Origin of the sequence: Microbacterium sp. Beta (assembly GCF_005502545.1) — a bacterium.
Classification (GTDB): domain Bacteria; phylum Actinomycetota; class Actinomycetes; order Actinomycetales; family Microbacteriaceae; genus Microbacterium; species Microbacterium oxydans.
This window is the reverse complement of sequence record NZ_SCOG01000035.1, coordinates 1-22,821: the sequence shown is the minus strand read 5'-3', so window position 1 is coordinate 22,821 and position 22,821 is coordinate 1. Positions and strand designations below refer to the sequence as shown.

Annotated in this window: 21 protein-coding genes; 13 read left to right on the top strand and 8 right to left on the bottom strand. The window is 69.2% G+C overall.

All coding sequences use genetic code 11. From position 1 onward, the window contains the following. Positions 1–40: 40 nt before the first annotated feature. From FFS56_RS19435 to FFS56_RS19425, 3 genes are read right to left on the bottom strand one after another with little or no spacing between them, the layout of a single operon-like run. Positions 41–1,009 carry an aldo/keto reductase gene (locus FFS56_RS19435; protein ID WP_137772284.1) on the bottom strand — a complete coding sequence of 323 codons (969 nt, stop codon included), beginning with the start codon at positions 1,007–1,009 and terminating at the stop codon, positions 41–43. Between the two features lie 7 nt (positions 1,010–1,016). Further along, the gene (locus FFS56_RS19430; protein WP_171011060.1) at positions 1,017–2,117 is read right to left on the bottom strand and encodes a zinc-binding dehydrogenase; all 1,101 of its coding nucleotides are present in this window, start codon (positions 2,115–2,117) and stop codon (positions 1,017–1,019) included. A gap of 10 nt (positions 2,118–2,127) precedes the next feature. Beyond that, entirely contained in the window at positions 2,128–2,862 is a 735-nt protein-coding gene (locus FFS56_RS19425; RefSeq protein WP_046749694.1) for an SDR family NAD(P)-dependent oxidoreductase, read from the bottom strand. A 100-nt stretch (positions 2,863–2,962) separates the two neighbouring features. Here FFS56_RS19425 and FFS56_RS19420 point away from each other — a divergent pair, with 100 nt between their 5' ends. Further along, on the top strand, positions 2,963–3,925 hold the full coding sequence (locus FFS56_RS19420) for an aldo/keto reductase (RefSeq protein WP_046749693.1): 963 nt from the start codon (positions 2,963–2,965) through the stop codon (positions 3,923–3,925). Positions 3,926–3,949: 24 nt separating this feature from the next. On the opposite strand, the gene FFS56_RS19415 is transcribed toward FFS56_RS19420, so the two are convergent. Next, complete coding sequence (locus FFS56_RS19415; protein ID WP_046749692.1) at positions 3,950–4,330, bottom strand: hypothetical protein; 381 nt, start codon at positions 4,328–4,330, stop codon at positions 3,950–3,952. A 91-nt stretch (positions 4,331–4,421) separates the two neighbouring features. Between FFS56_RS19415 and FFS56_RS19410 the strand changes: the two genes are divergently transcribed. The 9 genes from FFS56_RS19410 to FFS56_RS19370 all read left to right on the top strand — a co-directional run bounded on the left by FFS56_RS19410 (position 4,422) and on the right by FFS56_RS19370 (position 14,155). Continuing rightward, positions 4,422–4,682, top strand: a complete 261-nt coding sequence (locus FFS56_RS19410) for a hypothetical protein (RefSeq protein ID WP_046749691.1) — start codon at positions 4,422–4,424, stop codon at positions 4,680–4,682. Between the two features lie 17 nt (positions 4,683–4,699). Continuing rightward, positions 4,700–6,067 (top strand): HNH endonuclease signature motif containing protein, encoded by a 1,368-nt coding sequence (locus tag FFS56_RS19405; RefSeq protein WP_046749690.1) that lies wholly within the window; start codon positions 4,700–4,702, stop codon positions 6,065–6,067. A gap of 471 nt (positions 6,068–6,538) precedes the next feature. After that, positions 6,539–8,068: an ABC transporter substrate-binding protein gene (locus tag FFS56_RS19400; protein WP_227750922.1), complete on the top strand. Its 1,530-nt coding sequence runs from the start codon at positions 6,539–6,541 to the stop codon at positions 8,066–8,068. A 71-nt stretch (positions 8,069–8,139) separates the two neighbouring features. Beyond that, the gene (locus tag FFS56_RS19395) at positions 8,140–9,081 is read left to right on the top strand and encodes an ABC transporter permease (protein ID WP_046749688.1); all 942 of its coding nucleotides are present in this window, start codon (positions 8,140–8,142) and stop codon (positions 9,079–9,081) included. Continuing rightward, positions 9,078–10,883 carry a dipeptide/oligopeptide/nickel ABC transporter permease/ATP-binding protein gene (locus tag FFS56_RS19390; protein WP_127012436.1) on the top strand — a complete coding sequence of 602 codons (1,806 nt, stop codon included), beginning with the start codon at positions 9,078–9,080 and terminating at the stop codon, positions 10,881–10,883. The genes FFS56_RS19395 and FFS56_RS19390 overlap by 4 nt, the downstream gene beginning before the upstream one ends. After that, positions 10,880–11,713 (top strand): ATP-binding cassette domain-containing protein, encoded by an 834-nt coding sequence (locus FFS56_RS19385; protein ID WP_046749686.1) that lies wholly within the window; start codon positions 10,880–10,882, stop codon positions 11,711–11,713. The genes FFS56_RS19390 and FFS56_RS19385 overlap by 4 nt, the downstream gene beginning before the upstream one ends. A gap of 47 nt (positions 11,714–11,760) precedes the next feature. Beyond that, positions 11,761–12,348, top strand: a complete 588-nt coding sequence (locus FFS56_RS19380; protein ID WP_046749685.1) for a TetR/AcrR family transcriptional regulator — start codon at positions 11,761–11,763, stop codon at positions 12,346–12,348. Between the two features lie 34 nt (positions 12,349–12,382). Then, on the top strand, positions 12,383–13,093 hold the full coding sequence (locus FFS56_RS19375) for an alpha/beta hydrolase (protein ID WP_127012435.1): 711 nt from the start codon (positions 12,383–12,385) through the stop codon (positions 13,091–13,093). Positions 13,094–13,165: 72 nt separating this feature from the next. Beyond that, a complete protein-coding gene (locus FFS56_RS19370) occupies positions 13,166–14,155 on the top strand; it encodes a methyltransferase dimerization domain-containing protein (protein WP_046749683.1) in 990 nt (329 codons plus the stop codon). Positions 14,156–14,271: 116 nt separating this feature from the next. Here FFS56_RS19370 and FFS56_RS19365 read toward each other — a convergent pair whose 3' ends face one another. The 3 genes from FFS56_RS19365 to FFS56_RS19355 are packed head-to-tail and all read right to left on the bottom strand — an operon-like array spanning position 14,272 to position 16,365. Then, positions 14,272–15,618, bottom strand: a complete 1,347-nt coding sequence (locus FFS56_RS19365; protein WP_127012434.1) for an amidohydrolase family protein — start codon at positions 15,616–15,618, stop codon at positions 14,272–14,274. A gap of 58 nt (positions 15,619–15,676) precedes the next feature. After that, positions 15,677–16,000 (bottom strand): multidrug efflux SMR transporter, encoded by a 324-nt coding sequence (locus tag FFS56_RS19360; protein ID WP_058632908.1) that lies wholly within the window; start codon positions 15,998–16,000, stop codon positions 15,677–15,679. Further along, positions 15,997–16,365 carry a multidrug efflux SMR transporter gene (locus tag FFS56_RS19355; protein WP_046749681.1) on the bottom strand — a complete coding sequence of 123 codons (369 nt, stop codon included), beginning with the start codon at positions 16,363–16,365 and terminating at the stop codon, positions 15,997–15,999. The genes FFS56_RS19360 and FFS56_RS19355 overlap by 4 nt, the downstream gene beginning before the upstream one ends. A 207-nt stretch (positions 16,366–16,572) precedes the next feature. Here FFS56_RS19355 and FFS56_RS19350 point away from each other — a divergent pair, with 207 nt between their 5' ends. Both FFS56_RS19350 and FFS56_RS19345 read left to right on the top strand, forming a co-directional pair. Then, positions 16,573–18,021, top strand: coding sequence for a glyceraldehyde-3-phosphate dehydrogenase (locus FFS56_RS19350; RefSeq protein ID WP_046749680.1), 1,449 nt, complete (start codon positions 16,573–16,575; stop codon positions 18,019–18,021). Positions 18,022–18,078: 57 nt separating this feature from the next. Further along, positions 18,079–19,140, top strand: coding sequence for a winged helix DNA-binding domain-containing protein (locus FFS56_RS19345; RefSeq protein WP_127012433.1), 1,062 nt, complete (start codon positions 18,079–18,081; stop codon positions 19,138–19,140). A 45-nt stretch (positions 19,141–19,185) separates the two neighbouring features. Here the strand turns inward: FFS56_RS19345 and FFS56_RS19340 are convergent, their stop codons facing one another. After that, positions 19,186–20,628, bottom strand: a complete 1,443-nt coding sequence (locus FFS56_RS19340) for a helix-turn-helix transcriptional regulator (RefSeq protein WP_058632906.1) — start codon at positions 20,626–20,628, stop codon at positions 19,186–19,188. 109 nt (positions 20,629–20,737) lie between these two features. Between FFS56_RS19340 and FFS56_RS19335 the strand changes: the two genes are divergently transcribed. After that, the gene (locus tag FFS56_RS19335) at positions 20,738–22,600 is read left to right on the top strand and encodes a phosphoenolpyruvate carboxykinase (GTP) (RefSeq protein WP_058632905.1); all 1,863 of its coding nucleotides are present in this window, start codon (positions 20,738–20,740) and stop codon (positions 22,598–22,600) included. Positions 22,601–22,821: the final 221 nt, after the last annotated feature.

Below are 22,821 nucleotides of genomic sequence, written 5' to 3'. Positions count from 1 at the left end.
CCTTGCGAGGCTTCGGGCGGGCACGGTCGCGGGGCGATGTTCAGGGGCCCTCGGGGTCGACGACGTCGCGGTCGGCCCAGAACGGTTCGACGAGTTCGCGGAGCGTCGTGGCGCCGACGCGCTCGACCAGCGCGGCGGCGTCGAGGTTCGCCCGCAGCTGCGCGACGCTCGATGCGCCGAAGAGCGTGGTCGTGAGGGAGGGATGCGTGAGGGTGAACGCCAGGCCGAGCTGTGCGGGCGAGACGTCGAGCGATTCCGCGAGCGCCGTGAACGCGGGCACGTCGGCGATGATCCGCGTTCGGATGTCTCCGGGGTCGCGGCCGATCTGCCGGTCGCCGTTCACCTTTCCGGCGAGCACGCCGCCTTCCAGGCAGTCCGAAGCCTGCAGGGTGAGGCCCTGCTCCCACAGGCGGGCGAACGGGGCGCCGTCGGGGATCGAGCGTCGGGACACGCTGTACTTCAGCTGTGCGATCTGCGGGCCGGCGACCCCCTCTCGTGCGGCGAGGTCGATCAGGGTCTGGATGCTCGAGGCCGACCAGTTGTTCACGCCCCACGCGCGGATGAGTCCGGCTTCGGTGAGTCGGGCGAGATCGATCACGAGGTCGCGCAGGTCGAGGTCGTCCCGCCGCAGGTCGCCCAGGATCACGAGGTCGGCGTGCTCGACGCCCACCCGCATCAGGGCGTTCTCGAGCTGCGGGCGGAAGCCGTCGGCGTCGAAGGCCTCGAGCCACAGCTTCGACGACAGCAGCCAGTCCTCGCGGGCGAGACCGGCGGCGCGGACCATGGCGGAGAAGATGACATCCGTGAACACGGGCGGGGCGCCGGGCGCGGAGTACACGCCGACGTCGAAGAGGTTGACACCGCGCTCCACGGCCTCCCGCAGCATGGCCACCGCGTCGGCGAAGTCCATGCGGTCGTAGGTGTGCCAGGAGCCGAGGGAGAACAGCGAGGCGTCGATGCCGCTGCGACCGATCTCGCGGCGGGGGACGGTGCGGAGGGGAGTGGTCATCGGAGGCTCACATTCTCGGGTCGATGACGGCCTTGACCTCATCGAGGTGGTGCATGCGGGCGATCTTGTCCGAGGCGTCGGCGAGACCGACGGGGGCGCTGAACAGGGCGTCCCACGGGTAGCGATCGGCGAAGGCGGCGAAGAAGTCGATAGCCCTGGCGTAGTCCGAGATGTCGCCGTTCAACGAGCCGACCACCGTGAGCTCCTTGCCCATGATCGTGCTGAGGGCGAAGCCGTCGCCCGCTGGTCCCGTGGAGCCGACGATCGCGATCGTGCCGCGCTGCGCGGCCATGCCGACGGCGTCGGGGCCGACGCTCGGTGCCCCGGCGAAGTCGAAGACGTGGTCGGCGCCGAGGTCGCCGGTGAGCTCGAGAACCTGATCCACGACGGGTCCGTCGCGGAAGTCGACGACGGCATCCGCACCGAAGCGCGCGGCGAGCTCGAGGCGGACGGCGGGAGCGCCGACCGTGATGACGCGACCCGCACCGGCGATCTTCGCGACGGCGGTGGCGAAGATGCCGAGGGCTCCGGACCCCTGGACCACGACGGTCGAGCCTGGACGGATGCGGCCCGCGCGCTCGAAGGCGCGCAGCACGGTCTTCGCCGCGCATCCCGCCATCGACGCCCACGTGTCCTTGACCGTCGGCGGCAGCAGCAGCTTGGCTGCACCGGGGGTGACGTAGGCGTACTCGGAGAGCCCCGCGGTGGCGAACGGGTGCACATCGGCGCGCTGCAGGAATCCGTAGCCGCGGCGCGAGCAGGCGACGGGTTCGCGCAGCACGACGCAGCCGTGGCACTCCCCGCAGGTCGACTCCGACCAGCCGATGCGGTCGCCGGCGGAGAGCGGTCGACCCAGCGCATCGCGGGTATCCGTGCCGACGGCGACGATCTCGCCGACCATCTCGTGCCCGAGGACCATGGGCAGCATGCCGGGGAAGGTCATCCTCCCCTCCCAGATCTCGATGTCGGTGCCGCAGAGCGTGGTGCAGGCGATGCGCACGAGCGCGGCGCCCGGTTCGACCTCGCTCGGAAGGGGGAGCTCCTGCAGTGTGAGGGGTTCGCCGTGGGCGGTGAGCACGGCGGCGCGGGTGAGGGTGGGTATCGACATGGGGGTCCTCTCAGACCAGGAGCTGGCCACCGTCGACGGCGACGGAGACTCCGGTGATGTGGTTGGCGGCGTCGCTCGCGAGGAACAGCACGAGCGGCGTGATCTGGTCGACCTCGGCGATGCTCCCGAGGGGGATGCGGGACTCCCAGGCGGCTCGGGCGTCGGGGTCGGAGGCGAAGCCGGCCGTCAGCGGGGTGAGGACCGGACCCGGTGCGACGGCGTTCACGCGCACTCCCGAGGCGGAGAGCTCGAGGGCGGCGGTGCGGGTGAAGGCGTCGACCGCGGCCTTCGTCGCCTCGTAGTGTCCGAGGCCCGCGGTGGGCTGGCGGGCGCCGATCGAGGAGATGTTGACGATCGAACCGTGCCCCGCCTCGGCCAGCAGTGCGCCGAAGACGTGGAGCATGAGGAACGTGCCGCGCACGTTGACGCGGAGGACGGCATCCACCACATCCACCGGTACCTCCTGCAGCGTGCCGCCACCAGCGACGATGCCGGCGTTGTTGACCAGCACGTCGATGCCGCCGGACTCCCTGACCCGCTCGGCCGCCGCTCGCACCGACGCTTCGTCGCCGATGTCGAGGGGGAGCGGGGTGGCGCCGATCTCGGCGGCGACGGCGGCGGCTGCGTCGGCGTCCACGTCGCCGATGAACACCTCGTCGCCGGCCGTGCGGAAGGCGGTGGCGATGCCGCGGCCGAGCCCGGACGCCCCTCCGGTGACCAGGATGCGGCGGGGGGAAACGGTCATGTTCGTCCTCACTGACGGGTGTTCTGACGGGATGAGTCCGTTATATTCTACAAACATAGAAAAACACAACCCCGTGCCACGAGACGGCGAAGGAGCCCTCATGCCCGATCCGACATATCCCCGCACACCCCTGTTCTCGGGCGGAGCGCCGGTGCCGCCGCTCGCCCTGGGGTCGTGGAACACCTGGGATCGCATGGAGCGGGACGAGGCGGTCGCCCTCATCCGGCGCGCGGTGGAGCTCGATGCGGGGTTCTTCGACGTCGCGTACTACAACATGGGTCCGCACGCCGAGAACTCCCGCACCGACATCCTGTTCGGCGAGGCGCTGCGGGCGAGCGGCGTCGACCGCGCGGACATCGTGCTGTGCGGGAAGCTCTGGCTGTGGGACTGGCCGAACCAGGGGTTCCGTGCGCAACTCGTGGAGTCGCTGCAGCGGGCCGGCCTCGACCGGTTCGACACCCTCGTGGTGGGCGACTACCTCGATGCCCCCGACCTGCCGCGGCTCGTGGCCGACGTGAACGCGCTGATCGACGAAGGTCTCGTCGGTTCCTGGGGCATCAACAACTGGCGCATCGAGCACACGCGGCAGGCACTCGCGGAATCCGAGGCTCAGGGGGTGGCCAGACCGGTGTTCGCACAGTTGAAGTACGGCATCGCTCGCCGGTCGATGGCGGAAGGCGACGCCTACGGGCCGCTGTTCGCCGACGGCACGCTCACCCTCCAGGCGTCGGACGTGTTCGAGGGAGGCATCCTCGCCACCGGACGGATGCCGGAACGGAAGATCGGTGCCGACGTCGGCGGGATCCGTGAGCGGATCGCGGCCGTCTACCCCGAGGTCGCGCGGGTCGCCGAGGGGTTCGGCGTGACGCCGGCAGCACTCGGCATCGCTTTCTGCCTGTCCAACCCCGCGACGGCGAACGTGCTGTTCGGCGCCTCACGCGTCGCACAGCTCGAGCTCAACCATGCCGCCCTCGCGCTGGCGCGCGACCACGGCGACGAGGTGCGCACCGCCCTCGCCGACTGCTGGGTCGACCGCGGAGTGCGGGCGGATGGAGCGTGGTGAGTGGTGGGGGGGTGCGGGTCGTGCTTACGACTCGCGCTCGCGGGCGAGTGATACGGCGCGGTCGAAGGTCGACACGATGACCTGTCGCCGGTCGATGCGATAGTCGTCGTCGGGTTCGAGCTCGTCGATGTACTCGTCCCACACGCGGACGTATCGATCCCGCCACCCTTCGAGCGTGCTGCGGGAGGGGAAGGTCGCCCCCACGCGACCTGCGGACGCGATGTCGGTGAGGATCTCGAGCCACGCCGGGGCCATGGATCCTCCCCACTCGTCCGGCTGCAGCTCGGTGTCGTCGTCCTCGTCCGCGAACACCTCGGCGATCTTCGCGATCAGGTCGTCGGTGATCGCGCTCAGTCCGTCCGCGACGGTGTCGTCGTCGAAGTTCCCCGGTCCCCAGGTGCCCACGTCGTTCTCTTCTCTGTCGTACGGTGCGCTGTCGTCCGGTTATCTGTCGTCCGGTGCGGTTGCTCCAGTGAACCATGCGAGCATGATGCGCATGACGGGAACTGGAGAGAGCGAGTCCGTCGAGGTGCAGCTGACGGCTGGCGAAGCGCTGGTGCTCTTCGAATGGCTGGCCGCTGCCAACGAAAGTGATGCGCTCGTGGTGGATGAGGCGCAGCGGCGCGTGCTCTGGGATCTGGAGTCGCAGCTCGAGACGAAGCTCGTCGAGCCGTTCCTCCCCGGGTATCGTGCGCTGGTCGATGAGGCGCGGAATGCCGGAATGAGATCGAACATAACTTCGAATGTCGAGCGCTGATTCGGTAGAATCGAGGCATGTCGAAGTTGGCCGTGTTGCACGAGGCGATGTCCCGCCTCGATGCGGCGTGGGCCGACGCCGAGAGTTCGGAAGACCTCTCGCGTGAGCAGCTGATCACGGTGAGCACCTCGATCGGCGTGCTGCAACGCCGGCTGGACGCGGTGCACATCGAGGTCGCCGCATGCATCTCGCGGGAGTCGCGTCCGGAGCTGGGGGCGGAGAGCCTTGCGAAGCAGCAGGGCTTCCGGAATCCGGCGACCTTGATCGCGGCGACTGTCGGGGTGTCGCGCGGTGAGGCGCATCGGCTGGTGAAGGTCGGAGAGGCGGTCGCACCACGCGCCGGTCTCCTCGGTGGACCGCTGCCGGCGAGGTATCCGCTGATTCGGGAGGCGCTCGACGCGGGCGCACTCAGCGCTCAGGCGGCAGCGGTGATCATCGCGCTGCTCGACCGATGCCGCGTGGTGGTCGGTGTCGAGCGTGTCGCCGAAGCGGAGCGTGTGCTGGTCGAGAAGTCGGCGGCGCTCGCGGTCGACGACGTACGGAAGCTGGTCGTGCGGGCGGAAGCCTGGTTGGACCCGGATGGGGTGGAGTCGCGTCTCGAGGAGCAGCGTTCCCGACGATCCCTGACCATCCACGAGCGCGGCGGGATGGTGCATCTGAACGCCGTCCTCGATGCGGAGACTGCCGCGCCCGTCGTGACCGCCATCCGCGGCTACGTGAGCGCCGCATTCGCCGCCCGGAAGGATGCGACGGCCCCGGACGCGCCCGATGCCGATCGTCGCACCGTGCCGATGATCCAGGCCGATGCGCTCGCGGTGTTCGCCGGGCATGTGCTCGACTGTGAGGCTCGCGTGCCGTTGGCGGGCGCGACCGTCATCGTGCGGGTGGGTCTCGACGCCCTGGAAGCGGGTGCGGGATCGGCCGAGATCGACGGAATCGAGCAGCCCGTCAGCATCGGAGCTGCGCGGCGGATGGCTGCGGGCGGGGGAGTGATCCCGTGCGTACTCGGTACCGTGAGCGAGGTGCTCGACTGGGGGCGGGAGAAGCGCCTCTTCACGCGGTCGCAACGACTGGCCCTCGTGGAGAGGGACGGCGGCTGCGCCATGTGCGGACTCCCCCCGGAGATGACGAAGGCGCACCATATCCGCTGGTGGAGACGCGACCAGGGGCCGACCGACCTCTCGAACGGCGTGCTGCTGTGCGAGACCTGTCATCACCGCATCCACGACAACGGGTGGGGCATCCGCATCGGTGGCGGTGGCGGTGGCGGTAGCGGTGGCGGTGGCGGTGGTCGCGAAAAGGTGTGGTTCCTGCCGCCCGCCTCGGTTGATCCGGCGCGCACTCCGCGGCTGGGTGGGCGAGCACGCTTCGATGTCGCTGCCTGAGGATGTCGCTGCCTGAGGATGTCGTTGCCTGAGAGGGGTGCTGCCTGAGGGTGGTGCTGCCTGAGGGTGGTGCTGCCTGAGGGTGGTGCTGCCTGAGGGTGGTGCTGCCTGAGGGTGGTGCTGCCTAAGGGTGGTGCTGCCTGGGGATGTCGCTGCCTGGGGATGTCGTCGCCTGAGAGTGGTGCTGCCTGAGGGTGGTGCTGCCTGAGAGGGGTGCTGCCTGAGAGGGGCGCTGCCTGAGGCGGGCGTCACCTGAACGGGGTGCCGATCTGCCGCTATGCCTGCGCGCTCGGACAAGTCCGGTGCGCCCCCGGGCATGGGGTGGGGCATCCGCAGCAAGAATCGCCCTTGCGCTCTTTTTCCACACCTGTAGACTAACCAGCGCGACACATCGAGGTGACGCCGGATCCGGCTACCGGCCAGCGGCACTCCGAGCCTTCTTCACCACCCTTGCACCCGAGAGAAGGAACCATGAAACGAATGCCCCTCGCGCTCGCCGCAGCCGTGGCCGCGACCCTCGCGCTCACCAGCTGCAGCGGCGGCGCAACGCCCTCCCCGTCCGACGGCAGCGCTGCCGAAGGCCCCGACGCCCTGAACATCGGCAACTTCCTCGACATCACGTCGTGGGATCCCTCCCTCGCCGACATCGGCTTCGACGGTCCGTACCTCTCCGCGGTCTACGACGCCCTGATCGCCCTCGACGCCGACGGCGAACCGATCCCGTCGCTGGCCACAGACTGGACGGTCGCCGACGACGACCTGAGCATCGACCTCGACATCCGCACCGACGCCGTGTTCAGCGACGGCACCCCGGTCGACGTCGACGCCGTCATCACCAGCCTCGAGTACCTGAAGGCGGGAGCGCGCTCCGGGGAGGCCTACGTCAACGTCGCCTCGTTCGAGAAGGTCGACGACGACACCGTGCGCATCGTGCTCACACAGCGCGATGACACGATCCTCTACTTCATGGGCCTCGGCCGCAGCTACGTGGCCTCGCCCGCGGCCATCGAGGCGGGAACACTCGGCAGCGAGCCGATCGGCTCCGGCCCGTACGTCCTCGACAGCGCCACGAGCGTCGCCGGTGCGGAGTACCACTTCACCAAGACCGCCGACTACTGGGATGCCGAGACCTATCCGTTCTCCGAGCTCGCGATCTACCCGATCACCGACGCCACCGCCCGACACAACGCGATGCTCAGCGGCCAGATCAACGTGCAGTACGGCGACGTCGCCAACCTCGAGCAGGCGAAGCAGCAGGGCTGGAACACCGCGGAGCGCGTCTCCGGCTGGGCCGGACTCGTCATCACCGACCACACCGGCGCGAAGAGCGAGCCCCTCGGCAAGCTCGAGGTGCGCCAGGCCCTGAACTACGCCTTCGACGGCGCCGCGATCCTGGCCGCCGTCGGCAGCGGTGCCGGCGTCGCCACGAACCAGGTGTTCCCCGACGGCGGCACGGTCAACGACCCCGCCCTCAACGAGACCTACGCCTACAACATGGACAAGGCCAAGAAGCTGCTCGCCGACGCCGGCTACCCCGACGGGTTCGCGATCTCGATGCCCATGTCGCCGATCTTCGAGATGTGGAAGCCCTCCGCGGAGCAGGCGCTCAACGAGCTGGGTGTCACGGTCACCTGGGACAACATGCAGATGCCCGACTACCAGCTGAACGCGCCGAACTACCCGATGTTCATCTCGTTCCTCGCGATGGACGGCAACGACGTCGCGACGGTGGCCCGTCAGGTCACCAGCGTGCAGTGGTTCAACCCCGAACCCGACTATGCCCAGAACGAGGTCATCGCCCCGCTCGTCGACAAGGTGCAGAAGGAACGCGGCGACGCGCAGACCGACGCCGTCAAGGAGCTCAACAAGGCCCTCGTCGATCAGGCGTGGTGGTCGGTCTGGTACCAGGCCAACAACATCTACTACACGGCACCCGGCATCCAGCTGCAGCCCGTCGTCGGGATGATGTTCCCCACCCTGCGCTACATCACCCAGGGCTGATGCCCTCCGGGGGGGGGCCACGACACGGCCGCCCCCGGGTCCTGCCCCCTCCGACCCCTCCCGAGGTTCTCATGCTTGTGTTCACGGCGAAGCGGGTGCTGTCCGGCATCCTCCTGCTCGTCGCGGTCTCGATCGGCACCTTCTTCCTGGCGCACCTGGCCATCAGCGACCCGACCGCATCCCTGCTCGGCACCACGGCGAGCCCAGCGCAGCAGGCGGCGTTGGCCGAGAAGATCGGTCTCGACCGTCCGCTCCTCGTGCAGTTCTGGGACTGGCTCTCACACGCCGTGCTGCTCGACTTCGGCGTCTCCTGGCGCAACTTCCAACCGGTGAGCGCGCAGCTCGCGATCAAGGTCCCGGTGACGCTGAGCGTCGTGACCTTCGCGACGCTCATCACCGCGGTCGTCGGCATCGGGTTCGGCATGATCACCGGACTCCGACCCGGCACCTGGTTCGACCGCATCATCAAGGGCATCTCCGTCGTGCTGTTCGCACTCCCGGGATTCTGGGTCAGCCTCGTGCTGGTGATGTGGCTCGCCGTGCAGCTGAAGTGGTTCCCGGCCGTGGGCTACGTGCCCCCGACGCAGTCCGTCGACGGCTGGCTGCGCTCCATCACCCTTCCGGCGATCTCCCTCGCGCTGGGCGGCATCGTCGCGGTGTCGGAGCAGCTGCGCAACGCCGTCATCGCGCAGAGCCGACAGGACTGGGTACGCACTCTCCGCAGCCGAGGACTCTCCGCCGCCCGCGTCAACCTGCACATCCTCCGAAACGCCTCGCCGGCGGCCCTCACCGTGATCGCGCTCATGTTCGTCGGCCTCCTCTCCGGCGCGATCGTGGTCGAGCAGATCTTCAGCCTCCCGGGGCTCGGCCAGCTCACGAACCAGTCATCGCAGAACGGCGACATCCCCATGCTGCTCGGCATCACGGTCGTCTCCGTCGTCTTCGTCGTCCTCATCAACCTCCTGCTCGACCTCGTGCTCGGCTGGATCAATCCGAAGGTGCGCGTCGCATGACCACGACAGACATCAGGGTCGCGTTCGACCGCGCGGCGCAGAAGCGGAGGTCGAGCCTGTTCCGGCGGTTCCTCCGTCACCCCGGCGGGTGCATCCCGCTCGCGATCTTCGTGCTCATCGTGCTGGTGGGCGTGTTCGCCCCGCTGCTCGCACCGATGGACCCGAACTTCGTCGACCTGTCCGCCGCGAAGGCCGCACCGGGACCGGAGCACCTGCTCGGTGGCGACTCCACGGGGCGGGACATCCTCAGTCGCCTCATCTACGGCACCCGCACGACGCTGTGGGGCGCGCTCATCACGATCGTCACCGCCCTCGTGATCGGTGTGCCCGCCGGTGTCGCCGCCGGTTATTTCGGGGGAGCGTTCGACCGGGTCTCCACATGGATCAGCGATGCCCTGCAGTCGATCCCCGGCATGATCATCCTGCTCGTCGTGGCCGCAGGGTCTCGCAACAATTTCGAACTGCTGATGGCCACCGTCGGCGTGTTCATGGTGCCCGGCTACTTCCGCATCGCCCGCTCGCAGACGCTCGCCGTGCGCAGCGAGCCCTACATCGACGCTGCGAGGGTCTCCGGACTCTCCGACGGACGGATCATCTTCCGCCACGTGATCAAGGCCGTCTATCCGCCCGTGATCATCCAGACGGCGCTGACCGCCGGTATCGCGATGGGCATGCAGGCAGGCCTCCAGTTCCTCGGCATCGGCGACTCCAACGTCCCGAGCTGGGGAGCCATGATGCTGGAGGGCTTCCGTCTCATGCTCACGTATCCGCTCATGCTGCTGTGGCCGTCGGCGGCCCTCGGGCTCACGATCGCGGTGCTCGCGATCATGGGGTCGACGCTCGCCGAGCTGGTGCAGGTGCGCACGCCACGGGTGTCCCGTCGTCGGAAGGACGTCGCCGTCTCCGCTGCCGGGTCCGCTGCCCTCTCCGGACCGGATTCCCCGTCCGGCACGGCGCAGCACGCCGCGGAGGCCTCGGCTCTGCGCGTGGAGAACCTCCGGGTCGTGCACGCCACACCGAACGGCGAGACCGAGGTGGTGCACGGGGTGACCCTCGACGTCGCGCCCGGCGAGGTCGTCGGCATCGTCGGCGAGTCGGGATCCGGCAAGTCGCAGACGGTCTTCTCGGTGCTCGACCTGCTTCCGGCCACCGGGCGGGCGACCGCCGACGCGATCTGGGTCGGTGGTGTCGACGTCACGCGGGCGACACCTGCGCAGCGCCATGCCCTGCTGGGGCGCTCCATCGGCTACGTGCCGCAGGAGCCGATGAGCAACCTCGACCCCTCGTACACGATCGGCCATCAGCTGGTCGAGCCGCTGCGCCGCACGCACGGGCTCAGCAAGGCTGCGGCGAAGGAGCGCGCCAGGGCGATGCTCGTGCGAGTGGGCCTCACCGACCCCGACCGGGTGATGCGCAGCTACCCCCACCAGGTGTCGGGAGGCATGGCGCAGCGGGTGCTGATCGCGGGGGCTATCGCCGGCAAGCCGTCGCTCCTCGTCGCCGACGAACCGACGACCGCGCTCGACGTCACGGTGCAGGCCGAGGTGCTGGAGCTGCTGCGCGAGCTGCAGGCGGAGTACGGGATGGCGTTGCTCATCGTCACGCACAACTTCGGCGTCGTGGCGGACATCTGTGATCGGGTGATCGTGATGCGCGGCGGCGACATCGTGGAGTCGGGCCCTGTCGACGACCTCTTCGCCGCCCCCGCCGTCGACTACACGCGAGAACTGATCGCCGCGTCGCTCGACGACGCCGAGGGCAGAGCCGAGCTCGACCGCCGCAAGACGGGAGTCCCCGCATGAACCCGCTGCTCGAGGTGAACGACCTGGTCGTGGAATACGGTCGCGGACGGCAGGCCTATCGGGCACTGCACGGCGTCTCGCTCGACATCGCACCCGGGGAGTGCCTCGGTCTGGTCGGAGAGTCCGGGTCGGGGAAGTCGACGCTCGGCAAGGCCATCCTCGGGCTCGCTCCCGTCACAGCCGGCAGCATCCGGTTCGACGGGCGCGAGATCAGCCACCTCGGCACCCGTCATCGCCGAGCGCTCGCCGATGACGTGCAGGTCGTCTTCCAGGACCCCTACGGCTCGCTGAATCCCGCAATGACGATCGGCGACATCCTCGCTGAGCCGCTGCTCACCACCGGCATCGGTGCCAAGGCCGCAGAGGCGAAGGTGCGGGAGATGCTCGATCGCGTGCGGCTGCCGTCGACGTCGGTGGACCGGTATCCGAGCGAGTTCTCCGGCGGGCAGAGGCAGCGGGTCGCGATCGCCCGCGCGCTGGTGCGGGGCCCTCGCCTGATCGTGTGCGACGAGCCGGTGAGTGCGCTCGACCTCACCACGCAGGCGACGATCCTCGACCTGTTCATCGAGCTGCAGCGCGACACCGGTGTGGCCTACCTTTTCGTCTCCCACGACCTGGGCGTCGTGCGACGGGTCTGCCATCGGGTCGCGGTGATGTACCGCGGTGAGCTGGTCGAGGTCGGGGAGGGCGAGCAGGTGACCCGTGCCCCCGAGCATCCCTACTCCGAGCGCCTTCGGCTGGCCTCGCCCGTCGCCGACCCGCGCGCTCAGCGCGAACGTCGCGCGCAGTGGCTCGCTCTGCGGGAGGTGCGCGATGCGGCGGTACGGTAGCTCCAGGCCGGAACACTCCACGCAGCAGAATCGGCCGGAAGGACGACATGCCGAAGATCATCGACCACGACCAGCGTCGACGGGACATCGTCGAGGTGGCGAAGAGCATCATCCTGAAGGGCGGATTCGAGGCGGCGACCATGCGCAGCATCGCCGCCGAGGCCGGATTCGCGAACGGTGCCCTGAAGCACTATTTCCCCGGGAAGGAGAGCATCGTCGCCGCCACCTTCGAGACCGTGCTGCTCGAGCACGACACCTGGCTCCAGGAGTCGATCTCCGAGGGCGCGACGCCCGAGCGGATGCTGCAGCAGGTGCTCGAGGGCACGCTGCCGAGCAGTGTCGGGGAGATCGCGAGTGGGCGTGTGCTCCTCGCCCTCTGGGAGTACGCGATGTCGAACGATCAGCTCACGGTGCTCTACCGCACGCATCTCGCGCGGTGGCACGCGATGCTCGTCGAGCGGATGGAGGCGGCGCGCGATGCCGGATCCATCCGGGATCAGGACTATGCGGCCCTCGCGAACGAGTTCATCTCGGTCGCCGTCGGAGCGACGGTGATCAACCTCATGTATCCCGAGGGCGAGCGTATCGCCGACTACGAGGACTACATCCGGAAGTTCCTGGCGCGACTCCGCTGACCGCGAGGCGCCGCATTCGAGAGGAAGGCGCCTCATGACCGCACCACTGTCCGTCTCGCACCATCCGGGAGCGGGGCGTCCTGTCGTGTTCCTGCACGGCCTGGCCTCGAGGGGGCGTCTGGACTGGCCCGAAAGCGAGTGGGACGCCGTGCTCGGCGATCGACCGCGTGTGGTGATCGACCTTCCGGCTCACGGCGACAGCATCGCGCTCGGGACCGCGACGACATCGGCCGTGACCGACGCCATCGCCGCATCGATCCGTGCGGCCGTCGGTGAGCAGGAGGTCGACCTCGTCGGCTACTCGCTCGGGGCGCGGCTGTCATGGGACCTCGCGTCCCGTCGCGACATCGCCGTTCGGCGGCTCGTGCTCGGCGGGCTCAGCGCGGGGGAGCCCTTCTCCTTCGTCGACCTCCCGGCCGCGCGAGCCTCCCTCGCGGACGGCAGCGCGCCGAGGGATCCGCTCACGGGCATGATCCTCGGCATGGTGTCGATGCCGGGCAACCGTCCTGCCGACCTGCTCGATCTGATCGAGGGTCTGGCGGCGGAGCCCTTCGTCGCCGATCGCGGCGGGCCGAGCGTTCCGGTCCTCCTGATCGGTGGAGTCGACGACGGGATGGCGGCGGGGATCGACGACCTCGCGGCGCTGCTACCCGATGCGCGGACACGGCGCATTCCCGGCGACCATCTCGCGGCCCTGCACGCACCGGGGTTCCGGACCGCGGTGCGGGAGTTCCTCGCGGATTGAAGCCCCCTCGACATCCGGCTTCAACCATGATCTTTATTTCCAACATTCGTAGATAATTCGAAAGGCTCGCTCATGACCGAAACCCCCACCGCCGACGCGGCGCGGATCCTCGACATCGCCACCGGCTACATGGCCTCCAAGCAGCTCTTCCAGGCCAGCAGGGTCGGCCTGTTCGCCGCGATCGCCGACGGGGCGGACACGACGGCCGCGATCGCCGAGCGGTGCGCGGTCAGCGAGCGCATCGCGACGCTGCTCGCCGATGCGATGACCGCCAAGGGCCTGCTCACCAGGACCGGCGGACGCTACGCGCTCGCCGAGGATGCCGCCGCGTACCTGGTCGGCGACGAGGCGGCGATCGACCTCGCTCCCTTCCTCACGTTCCTCGACGAGATCAGCTACCCGCACTGGCTGCAGTTCGCGCATACGGTCGACACGACCGAGCCGGGCGACCTGCAGATGGACGACGCCCGCTGGGCGACCTTCATGGCCGGCGTCATGACGTACAACCGTCTGCACGCGCAGGAGTTCGGCCGTCACGTCGACCTCGACGGTGCGACCAGGGCGCTCGACTTCGGCGGCCTGTCCGCCGAGTTCGCGCTGTCCGTCATGGCGGACAACCCCGAGCTGCACACCACGTTCCTCTACGCCCCCGGCTTCGAAGACGGCATCGCCGACGCGGTCGCAGCTGCGGGAGTGCAGGAGCGTGCCACGGTCGAGGTCGGCGACACGGCGACCACCGCTCCCGAGGGAGAGTACGACGCGGTCTTCGCGAACCACGTGATCCACCGCTTCTCCGCCGAGGAGAATGCGCAGATCTTCCGCAACCTGCGGGCGGCTGCCGTCGACGGCGCGACCCTGACCGTGCTCGACTTCTTCCTGGACGAGGATGTGGAGCAGCGCGGGCTCGACGCCCTGCACGCGGGCGAGTACCTCGTGATCGACGGCACCGTCGTCTATCCCGAGACCGAGGTGCGCGGATGGCTCGCCGACGCCGGCTGGTCGGTGCGCGACAAGGTCGCGCTGCCCGGCAGCCCGCGGGTGCTCGTGGCGACGGCGGTGTGAGACTCGTCCCGGCGCCGGGTGACCGGCGCCGGGGCACACGACTGGTCCGAGGGGGATCAGAGGCGGGCGGCATGCGTGAACATGCCGCCCGCCGTTTTCGTGCATCGCTTTCGGGATCAGCCGCGCGAGAAGACCGTGCGCCCGTCCACGATCGTGCGGGCGACGCCGATCGTCGCGAGGTCGCGGCCGGGCGTCAGGGGGTCCTCATCGAGGACGGTGACGTCGGCGACCATGCCGATGGCCAGCGAGCCCTTCCATGTCGAGGCGCCATCCTGTCGAGCAGGGTCGACGGTGACGGAGCGCAGCAGCCGGTTCCTGGTGCCCGCGTCGTCCGTGGCGCCCGTGGCGGTGAGCAGCGAGAGGGACGCGTCGAGACCCAGCCGCCAGTCCGGGCTCGCGACGGGGGAGTCGCTCGTGATCGTGGTCAGCGCGTCCGAGGTCAGCATCTCGGCGAGCGGCCATGCGGAGGCGAGTCTGGCTTCTCCCAGTTGTATCGCCGCCCAGGAGTGCGTGTGCGCCGCAATCAGCGGCTGCACCGCGAACCCCGCGCCGATGTGCCCCATCCTGGCGATCTGCTCGGTCGTGGCGAGATCGCCGTGCACGACATAGTGCGGACCCGACGGCGTGGGGTGCTGTGCGTGCAGGCCCTCCAGCACGGACAGGAACTCGGCGATCGAACGGTCTCCCGTCGCGTGCACCGCGATCTGCAGCCCGCGGGCAGAGGCCAGTTCGAGCATGCGTCGGAAGGCGGTGCGGGCGTCGGGCTCGCCACGGGTGAGCAGTCCGCCGGTGGTGCCGTCGGCGTAGGGTTCATCGACCCAGGCGGTCGCCATCGGGGGGATGCCGTCCGCGAAGATCTTCACGCCGGGGATCGCGAGCCATCGAGGGTCGGAGGGCGGTGCGGGGATGCGCACCCCGCGCTCGAAGTCGTCGAGCATGCTCTCACCGTCGATCGTGCCGAACAGTCTCAGCAGGGTCACGCGGGAGGTCTGGGCGCGCTCGCGATGCAGCTCGAGGTAGGTGTCGAGCATGTCGGAGCCGAAGCATCCGGTCTCGCCGTCGTCCTCGCCGGGGCCGATCCCCGGCTCGGTGTAGCTCGTGATGCCGAGCTCGGCGAGCAGTGCCCATGCGCGTCGCAGCGCCGACCGGCGTTCCTCCGACGTCGACACGAGCCGTCCGGACGGCTGCTCCTCCGACGGTGTGTCGGAGAAGAAGAGATGCGGCCACCGTGCTCCCAGCCATGCGGCGTGCAGGTGGGCGTCGTTGATGCCGGGGATCGCGGTGCGCCCGTCCAGCTCGATCACCGCGCGCGAATCCAGAGCCTCCGCCTCCGCACCCAGAGCGACGATCACCCCGTCGCGGACGGCGAGCGACTCCGTGATCGTGTCGGAAGGGTCGAGGGTGCGGATGCGGCCGCCGCGGATGATCAGGTCGGCATCGTCGCCGTGGAGTGACTGTGTCATTATTCCACCAGTGTAGACGCAAAACTGCTGCCGAGGAGAAGCTCATGGCGCGTTGTCGTCAGTGGCCGCCGCCGAACTCGATCATCGCCACTCCGACCGCGATCAGCGCGACGCCGATCGCCATCATGGCCGAGAAGTGATCCTTGAAGATCACCCGCCCGAGCACCGCGGTCAGCGCGACACCGGCGGCGGCCCAGATCCCGTAGGCGACGCCCACCGGCATCCCCATCGCGAGGATCGTGCCGAGCAGGGTGAAGGCGGCGAGATAGCCGACGACGATCACGGGGATCCAGCGGCGACGGCGCAGGCCCTCGGATGCGCGCAGGCTCAGCGTCGCCGTGACCTCGCTCGCGATCGCGAGGGCGAGGAACACCCAGGTCACGACGTCGCCTCCGTCGTATCGCGCGTATGGGATCCGAGTTCGACGAGCAGCACGCCGACCACGATCACGCCGACGCCGACGATCTGCACCGGTCCCAGCAGCTCGCCGAACAGCACCGTGCCGAGCGCGGCGGTGAGCACGACGCCGATCGCCGACCAGATGCCGTATGCGACGCCGACGGCCATGCCGCGGTCGAGCACGACCGACAGCAGCCAGAGCGACCCCGTGTAGCCGAGCACCACGACGACGAGCCAGAACGGATGCGTGAACCCCTCGGCGGCGCGGAGGGAGAGGGTCGCACTCACCTCGAGGGCGATCGCGAGCAGCAGGGGCGGCCATGCCGAGCGGCGGGGGCTGGGGGTCATCGCGAGCCTTTCGTGGAGCGTCCGAGGGGGAGAACGCGACGGGTGACCGGGGGATTCCCGCGAGAAGCCGGGCCTGCTCGACCCCGGTCCGCAGCCGTCGGATTCGGCACGTGTTCCTGCGACTTGTACGCTGGATGCATCCCCCGATCCACCCGGCAACTCGCGCGCCGGCGACCTCGGCGCGCGCTCACACATGCAAGGACGCAGATGAACGATTCCGCGGCACACCGCGACGACTGGACAGAGAGCGAAGAGCTGGCGGAGCGGATGATCCCGCTCATCGGGGCGCTCCGACGGGAGCACGACGTCGTCACGTCGCTCCACGGGCATCGTCTGCTCGGCCTGTCGGCGACGGGGCTGGTCGAGGTGCACGAGCGTGTCGCCCAGCTCGGTCACGAGCGTCTGCCGATCGAGGACAGCCTTGCGGTGCTGGAAGCGATCCATGCTCTCGCGCCCGGGGCATCCTCCCTCGACGTCGCCCGCCTGGTCGCCGGCCACGCGGAGAGCGGTCAGCCGTTGGAGGCCTATCTCGCAGATGTGCTCGCTCCGGCCATGGGAGCTGTCGCCGCTGAGGCCACCGACGTCGTGCTCTACGGGTTCGGGCGGATCGGCCGCCTCCTCGCTCGTATCCTCATCGCCCACACGGGAGGGGGGAGCGGGCTGCGTCTGCGTGCCATCGTCGTCCGCCGCGGTGCCGAGAACGATCTCGTCAAGCGCGCGTCGCTGCTGCTGCGCGACTCCGTGCACGGCCGCTTCGCCGGTTCGGTCACGGTCGACGAAGATGCCGAGCAGATCATCGCGAACGGCACTCGCATCCAGGTGATCTACTCCGACGACCCGGCGACCATCGACTACAACGCGCACGGCATCCACGACGCGATCGTCGTGGACAACACCGGACGCTGGCGCGACGAGGCGGGGCTCTCCCAGCACCTGCAGTCGAAGGGCGTCGCCCGCGTGCTGCTCACGGCCCCCGGCAAGAGCCCGCTCAAGAACATCGTCCACGGCATCAACGACGACACCATCGCCGACTCCGACCGCATCATCTCGGCCGCGTCCTGCACGACCAACGCCATCACTCCGGTGCTCGCGGCGATCGATGAGGCGTACGGCGTCGTCAAGGGGCACGTGGAGACCGTGCACTCGTTCACGAACGATCAGAACCTGATCGACAACTTCCACAAGGGCGACCGACGCGGACGTTCGGCCGTGCTCAACATGGTCATCACCGAGACGGGGGCGGCCAAGGCCGTGGCCAAGGCGCTCCCGCAGCTCGAGGGCAAGCTCACCGGCAGTTCGATCCGCGTCCCGACGCCCGACGTGTCGCTCGCGGTGCTGCACCTGACCATCGAGCGTCCCGCGACCAAGGACGAGGTCAACGACTACCTGCGCCGCGTCTCGCTGCACTCCAAGCTCCGTCAGCAGATCGACTACGTGGAGAGCCCCGACGTCGTCTCCACCGATTTCGTCGGCTCGCACCGTGCCGGCATCGTCGACGGCCTCGCCACCATCGCCGACGAGGACACCCTCATCCTGTACGTCTGGTACGACAACGAGTTCGGATACTCCTGCCAGGTCATCCGTGTGCTCGAGGTCATGGCGGGCTCGCACCCGATCGTGCTGCCGGAGCGCCGCGAGGTGACCCTGCAGGGCTAAGTCTCGCCGTTCGCCGGGTTTCGTCGTATCGTCCGGAGTACCCGGCATGATGAGGTCATGAAGACCGCGGCTCAGCGCACCGATCGTCTCCGTTCACAACGCCTCCGTTCGCATCGCCTGACCGCTCCGGCGCGCACCGTGACGCATGCGGCGCAGCACATGCTCGCCGTGCAGAGTCAGGACTTCACGGCCGGTCGGTGGGCGCTCGCCGTGCGTACCCGCGGTGAGCCGACACTGCGCGACGTCGACCGGGCCTTCGACCGCGGCGACATCGTGCGCGCGTGGACGATGCGCGGCACCCTGCACACCGTCCCGGCGCGAGACCTCGGTTGGATGCTCCAGGTCACCGCCGGGCGGCAGCGGCAGCAGGCAGCCACCCGTCACCGTGACCTCGGCATCGACGACGACATGGTCGCCGCTGCCGTTCGCGCCCTGACGCCGCGCCTGCGCGATGGCGGGTGCACGCGTGCGGAGGTGTTCGAGGTGCTGGAGGGGATCGGCATCGACCCCTCCGGTCAGCGCGGCATCCACCTGCTGTTCACCCTCACGATCGCCGGGCTGATCTGCCAGGGACCGGTCGTGGCCCGCGCCGGTGTCGCCCGCGAACAGCGCTTCGTCCTCGTGGAGGAGCACATCCGCGAGCACGCAGCACCCGACGATCCGCTCACCGAGCTGTTCGTCCGCTACGTCGACGGCCATGGTCCTGCCGGGGTCGCTGACTTCGCGTGGTGGTCGGGCCTCACTCTGGGGCAGTCGCGTGAGGCGGCAGAGCGGGCGGCCTCCAGCGTCGAAGAGGTCGACGAAGGGCTCTTCGTCGCGTGCCGGCCTCCGCGTCGGGCGAGCGGCGCCGCGTCGGTCCATGCTCTCGGCGCGTTCGACGAGTACTACATCTCCTACGCCGATCGCACGGCCGTATGCGACCCGGCGTATCTGGCGGCGATCGGGCCGGGGAAGAACGGCATGGTGCGTCCGACGATCGTCGAACAGGGCCGCGTCATCGGCTGCTGGTCGCATGCGAGCGCGACCAGGAGTGAACCGCCGCAGCTCTTCGAGGCGCCAGAGGATCCCGAGGTCGTGGCCGCAGCCCTCGCGCGGTTCGCCCGCTTCGCCGACGACTGAGACGGCCGCCCGAGCCCGCCCCGCCCCTACTCGCTGGCGTGGCGCCTACTCGCTGGCGTGGCGGGCGAGGAAGCTGTAGACCTCGTTGTCGTCGACGCCCGGGAACGCGCCGCGGGGGAGAGGGGAGAACATGTGCGTGTGCACGCGCGCGCTCGGCCAGGCCCGTCCGCTCCATCGATCGCTCAGCTCGGCCGAGGGGCGACGGCAGCACGACTCGTCGGGGCACGTCGATACCGCGCGGTCGTTCGTCTCGCGTCCACGCCACCACCGTGCGTCGTCGAAGGGCACCCCGACCGTCACCGAGAACTCGCCGTCGGTCGACGACCCGGTCTGCGTCGAGCACCAGAAGGTGCCGGACGGGGTGTCGGTGTACTGGTGGTGCTCCACCGTGCGGTTCTGCTGCGTGAACGCCGCGCGGGCCTGGAACTTGCGACACACCCGCTGTCCCTCCACGGCACCGGTCACATCCATCGGCAGCGGCAGGTCGTCGTTCTCGTACACACGGGTGATCGCCCCGGTGGAGTCGACGCGCAGGAAGTGGAGCGCCATGCCGAGGTGCTGTGTCAACAGGTTCGTCATGCGCATGCCCGCCGCCTCGTGCGTGACGCCGAAGCCGTCGCGGAAGTCCTCGACGGCGAGGTTGCGGTCCTTCTTCGCCTGCTGCAGGAACGCGACGGAGGCCGTCTCCGGCATCAGGCAGCATGCGGCGAAGTAGTTGATCTCCAGGCGCTGCTGCAGGAAGTCGGCGTAGTCGGTCGGCGGGGTGTGTCCGAGAAGTCGGTGCGCCATCGCCTGCAACGCCATCGAGCGCAGGCCGTGACCGCCGGGGATCGAGGCCGGCGGCAGGTAGATCCGCCCGTTCTCGAGGTCGGTGACCGACCGTGTCGAGTGCGGGAGGTCGTTGACATAGATCAGTTCGAACCCGAGCTTCTCGGCCATGATGCTCACGGTGCGGTGGGTGAGTGCACCCTGCACGTGTCCCGCAGCCTTGAGGTGCTTCTCGGCGAGCTTCTCGATCTCGGGGAGGTAGTTGTTCTGGGCGCGCATCCGCAGCCGCAGCTCGGTGTTGGCGCGGCGTGCTTCCTCCGGGGTCGCGATCGCCTCGCGCTCCCGCCTCTCCAACTCCCGGTGCAGGCCGAGAACGGATTCGATCGTCTCGTCGCTCATCCCCTTGGTGACGCGCACGGGGGCGACGCCGAGCTGCCGGAACACCGGGCTCTCCTGCGCGCGCTCCAGGGCGATCTCGAGCGCGGCACGCCGATTCGGCGGCTCACCGGAGATGAGATCGGTCACCTCGGTCTTGGTCGCTTGCGCGATCGCCTGAAGGAGGGAGAGCTTGGGCTCGCGCTTGCCGTTCTCGATCAGGCTCAGCTGCGAGCCGGCGACGCCGACCAGCGCGCCGAGCTCATCGAGCGTGTAACCGTTCTCCAGTCGGTGGTGACGGATGCGGTGGCCGAGGGTCGTGAGGTGGATGCCGGAGGACGCCATTCCTTGAGTCTAGCGAAAGAATTCCAGTTCTTATCGCTTGAAATGGCCGAAAGTCGCGTTCGAACCGGAAGAAGATAGGTGCAACGCCCCACACTTCTAAGGAGCAGTCATGGCCATGGCCGAAGTCCTCACCCCTCGCACGTCTCCCGTCTCCCCGACGCGCACGTTCGGGGCGGCTCCGACGTATGACACTCCTGCCATGGCCGAGCTGGCCGCCTGGGTCGAGGAGATCCGGGCGCTCACCCAGCCCGACTCCGTGCACTGGGTCGACGGCTCGCGGGCCGAGAACGACTGGCTGCTGCGCGGACTGGTCGACGAGGGCAAGCTGATCAAGCTCAACCCCGAGTGGCGACCCGGCTCGTACCTCGCGCGCTCGCACCCCAGCGACGTCGCTCGCACCGAGGGGCGGACGTTCATCGCCTCCGAGCGCGAGGAGGACGCTGGCCCCACGAACAACTGGGCGGCTCCGGCCGAGATGCACGCCAAGATGGATGAGATCTTCGAGGGATCGATGCGTGGGCGCACCATGTACGTCGTCCCGTTCTCGATGGGACGCGTCGGCGGCCCGCTCTCGCACATCGGTGTGCAGATCACAGACAGCGCCTACGCGGTCGCCTCGATCGGCATCATGACCCGCGTCGGCGATGCCGTCACGCGTCAGATCGCCGAGGGTGCGCCGTGGGTCAAGACCGTGCACACGGTCGGTGCCCCGCTCGCGCCGGGTGCGCAGGACGTGGAGTGGCCCTGCAACGACGACAAGTACATCGTGCACTTCCCGGAGACGCTCGAGGTCTACTCGTACGGCTCGGGCTACGGCGGCAACGCGATCCTCGCCAAGAAGTGCTTCGCGCTGCGCATCGCCTCGGTGATCGCCCGCGACGAGGGCTGGCTCGCCGAGCACATGCTGCTCATCCGCGTGATCGACCCGCAGGGCAAGGCCTACCACGTGGCTGCGGCCTTCCCTTCGGCCTGCGGCAAGACGAACCTCGCCATGCTGCGTCCGACCATCCCGGGCTGGCGCGTCGAGACCCTCGGCGACGACATCGCATGGATCCGTCCTGGTGAAGACGGTCGCATGTGGGCCATCAACCCCGAGGCGGGCTTCTTCGGCGTCGCGCCGGGCACCGGCGAATCGACCAACGTCACCGCGGTCGAGACGCTCTGGGGCAACACCATCTTCACCAACGTCGCGCTCCGCCCCGACGGCGACGTGTGGTGGGAGGGCCTGACCGACGAGGCACCGGCGAACCTGATCGACTGGGAGGGCAACGACTGGACCCCCGAGTCGGGACGCCCTGCCGCGCACCCCAACTCCCGTTTCACGGTGTCGGCGGCTCAGTGCCCGCAGATCTCCGAGGACTGGGAGGAGGCCGTCCCGCTCGACGTCATCCTGTTCGGCGGACGCCGCGCGAGCAACGTGCCCCTCGTCGTCGAGGCGACCGACTGGACGCACGGCGTGTTCCTCGGCTCGAACATCTCGTCCGAGCGCACGGCTGCCGCTGAAGGCACGGTCGGGGAGCTCCGCCGCGACCCCTTCGCGATGCTGCCGTTCTGCGGCTACAACATGGCGGACTACTTCGGCCACTGGCTCAAGGTGGGCCGCGGTCTGCGCTTCGACCGCGCACCGCGCATCTTCCAGGTCAACTGGTTCCGCCGCGGCGACGACGGCCGGTTCCTGTGGCCGGGCTTCGGCGACAACTCGCGCGTCGTCGACTGGATCATCCGCCGCATCGCCGGTGACGTGCCCGCGGTCGACAGCCCGATCGGACGCCTGCCGCGCGTGGAAGACCTCAATCTCGACGGACTCGACATCCCCGCCGCCGACCTCGACGAGCTGTTCTCCGTCGACGCCGAGGCGTGGAAGACCGAGGCCGATCTGACCGAGGAGTTCTACGACACCTTCGGCGACAAGGTTCCGGCGGCGCTGCGCGCCGAACTGGCCTCGCTGCGCTACCGCCTCGACAAGGCGTAGCTCCCCAGACCGGTGCCGGTTCGGGGGAGCCGGCACCCTCAGGGCCTCGTGCCCTGCAAACCCGCGAAGGCGGGACATCAGAGACGAACCCATGGCTGAGTGGTCTCCGACGTCCCGCCTTCGTGTTGTTCGGGCGCTGGTCGAGACCCACGCTCGTCGTCGAGACCCACGCTCTCAAGCGTGGGGGAGGATGGGTCTCGACGAGCACGATGGGTCTCGAC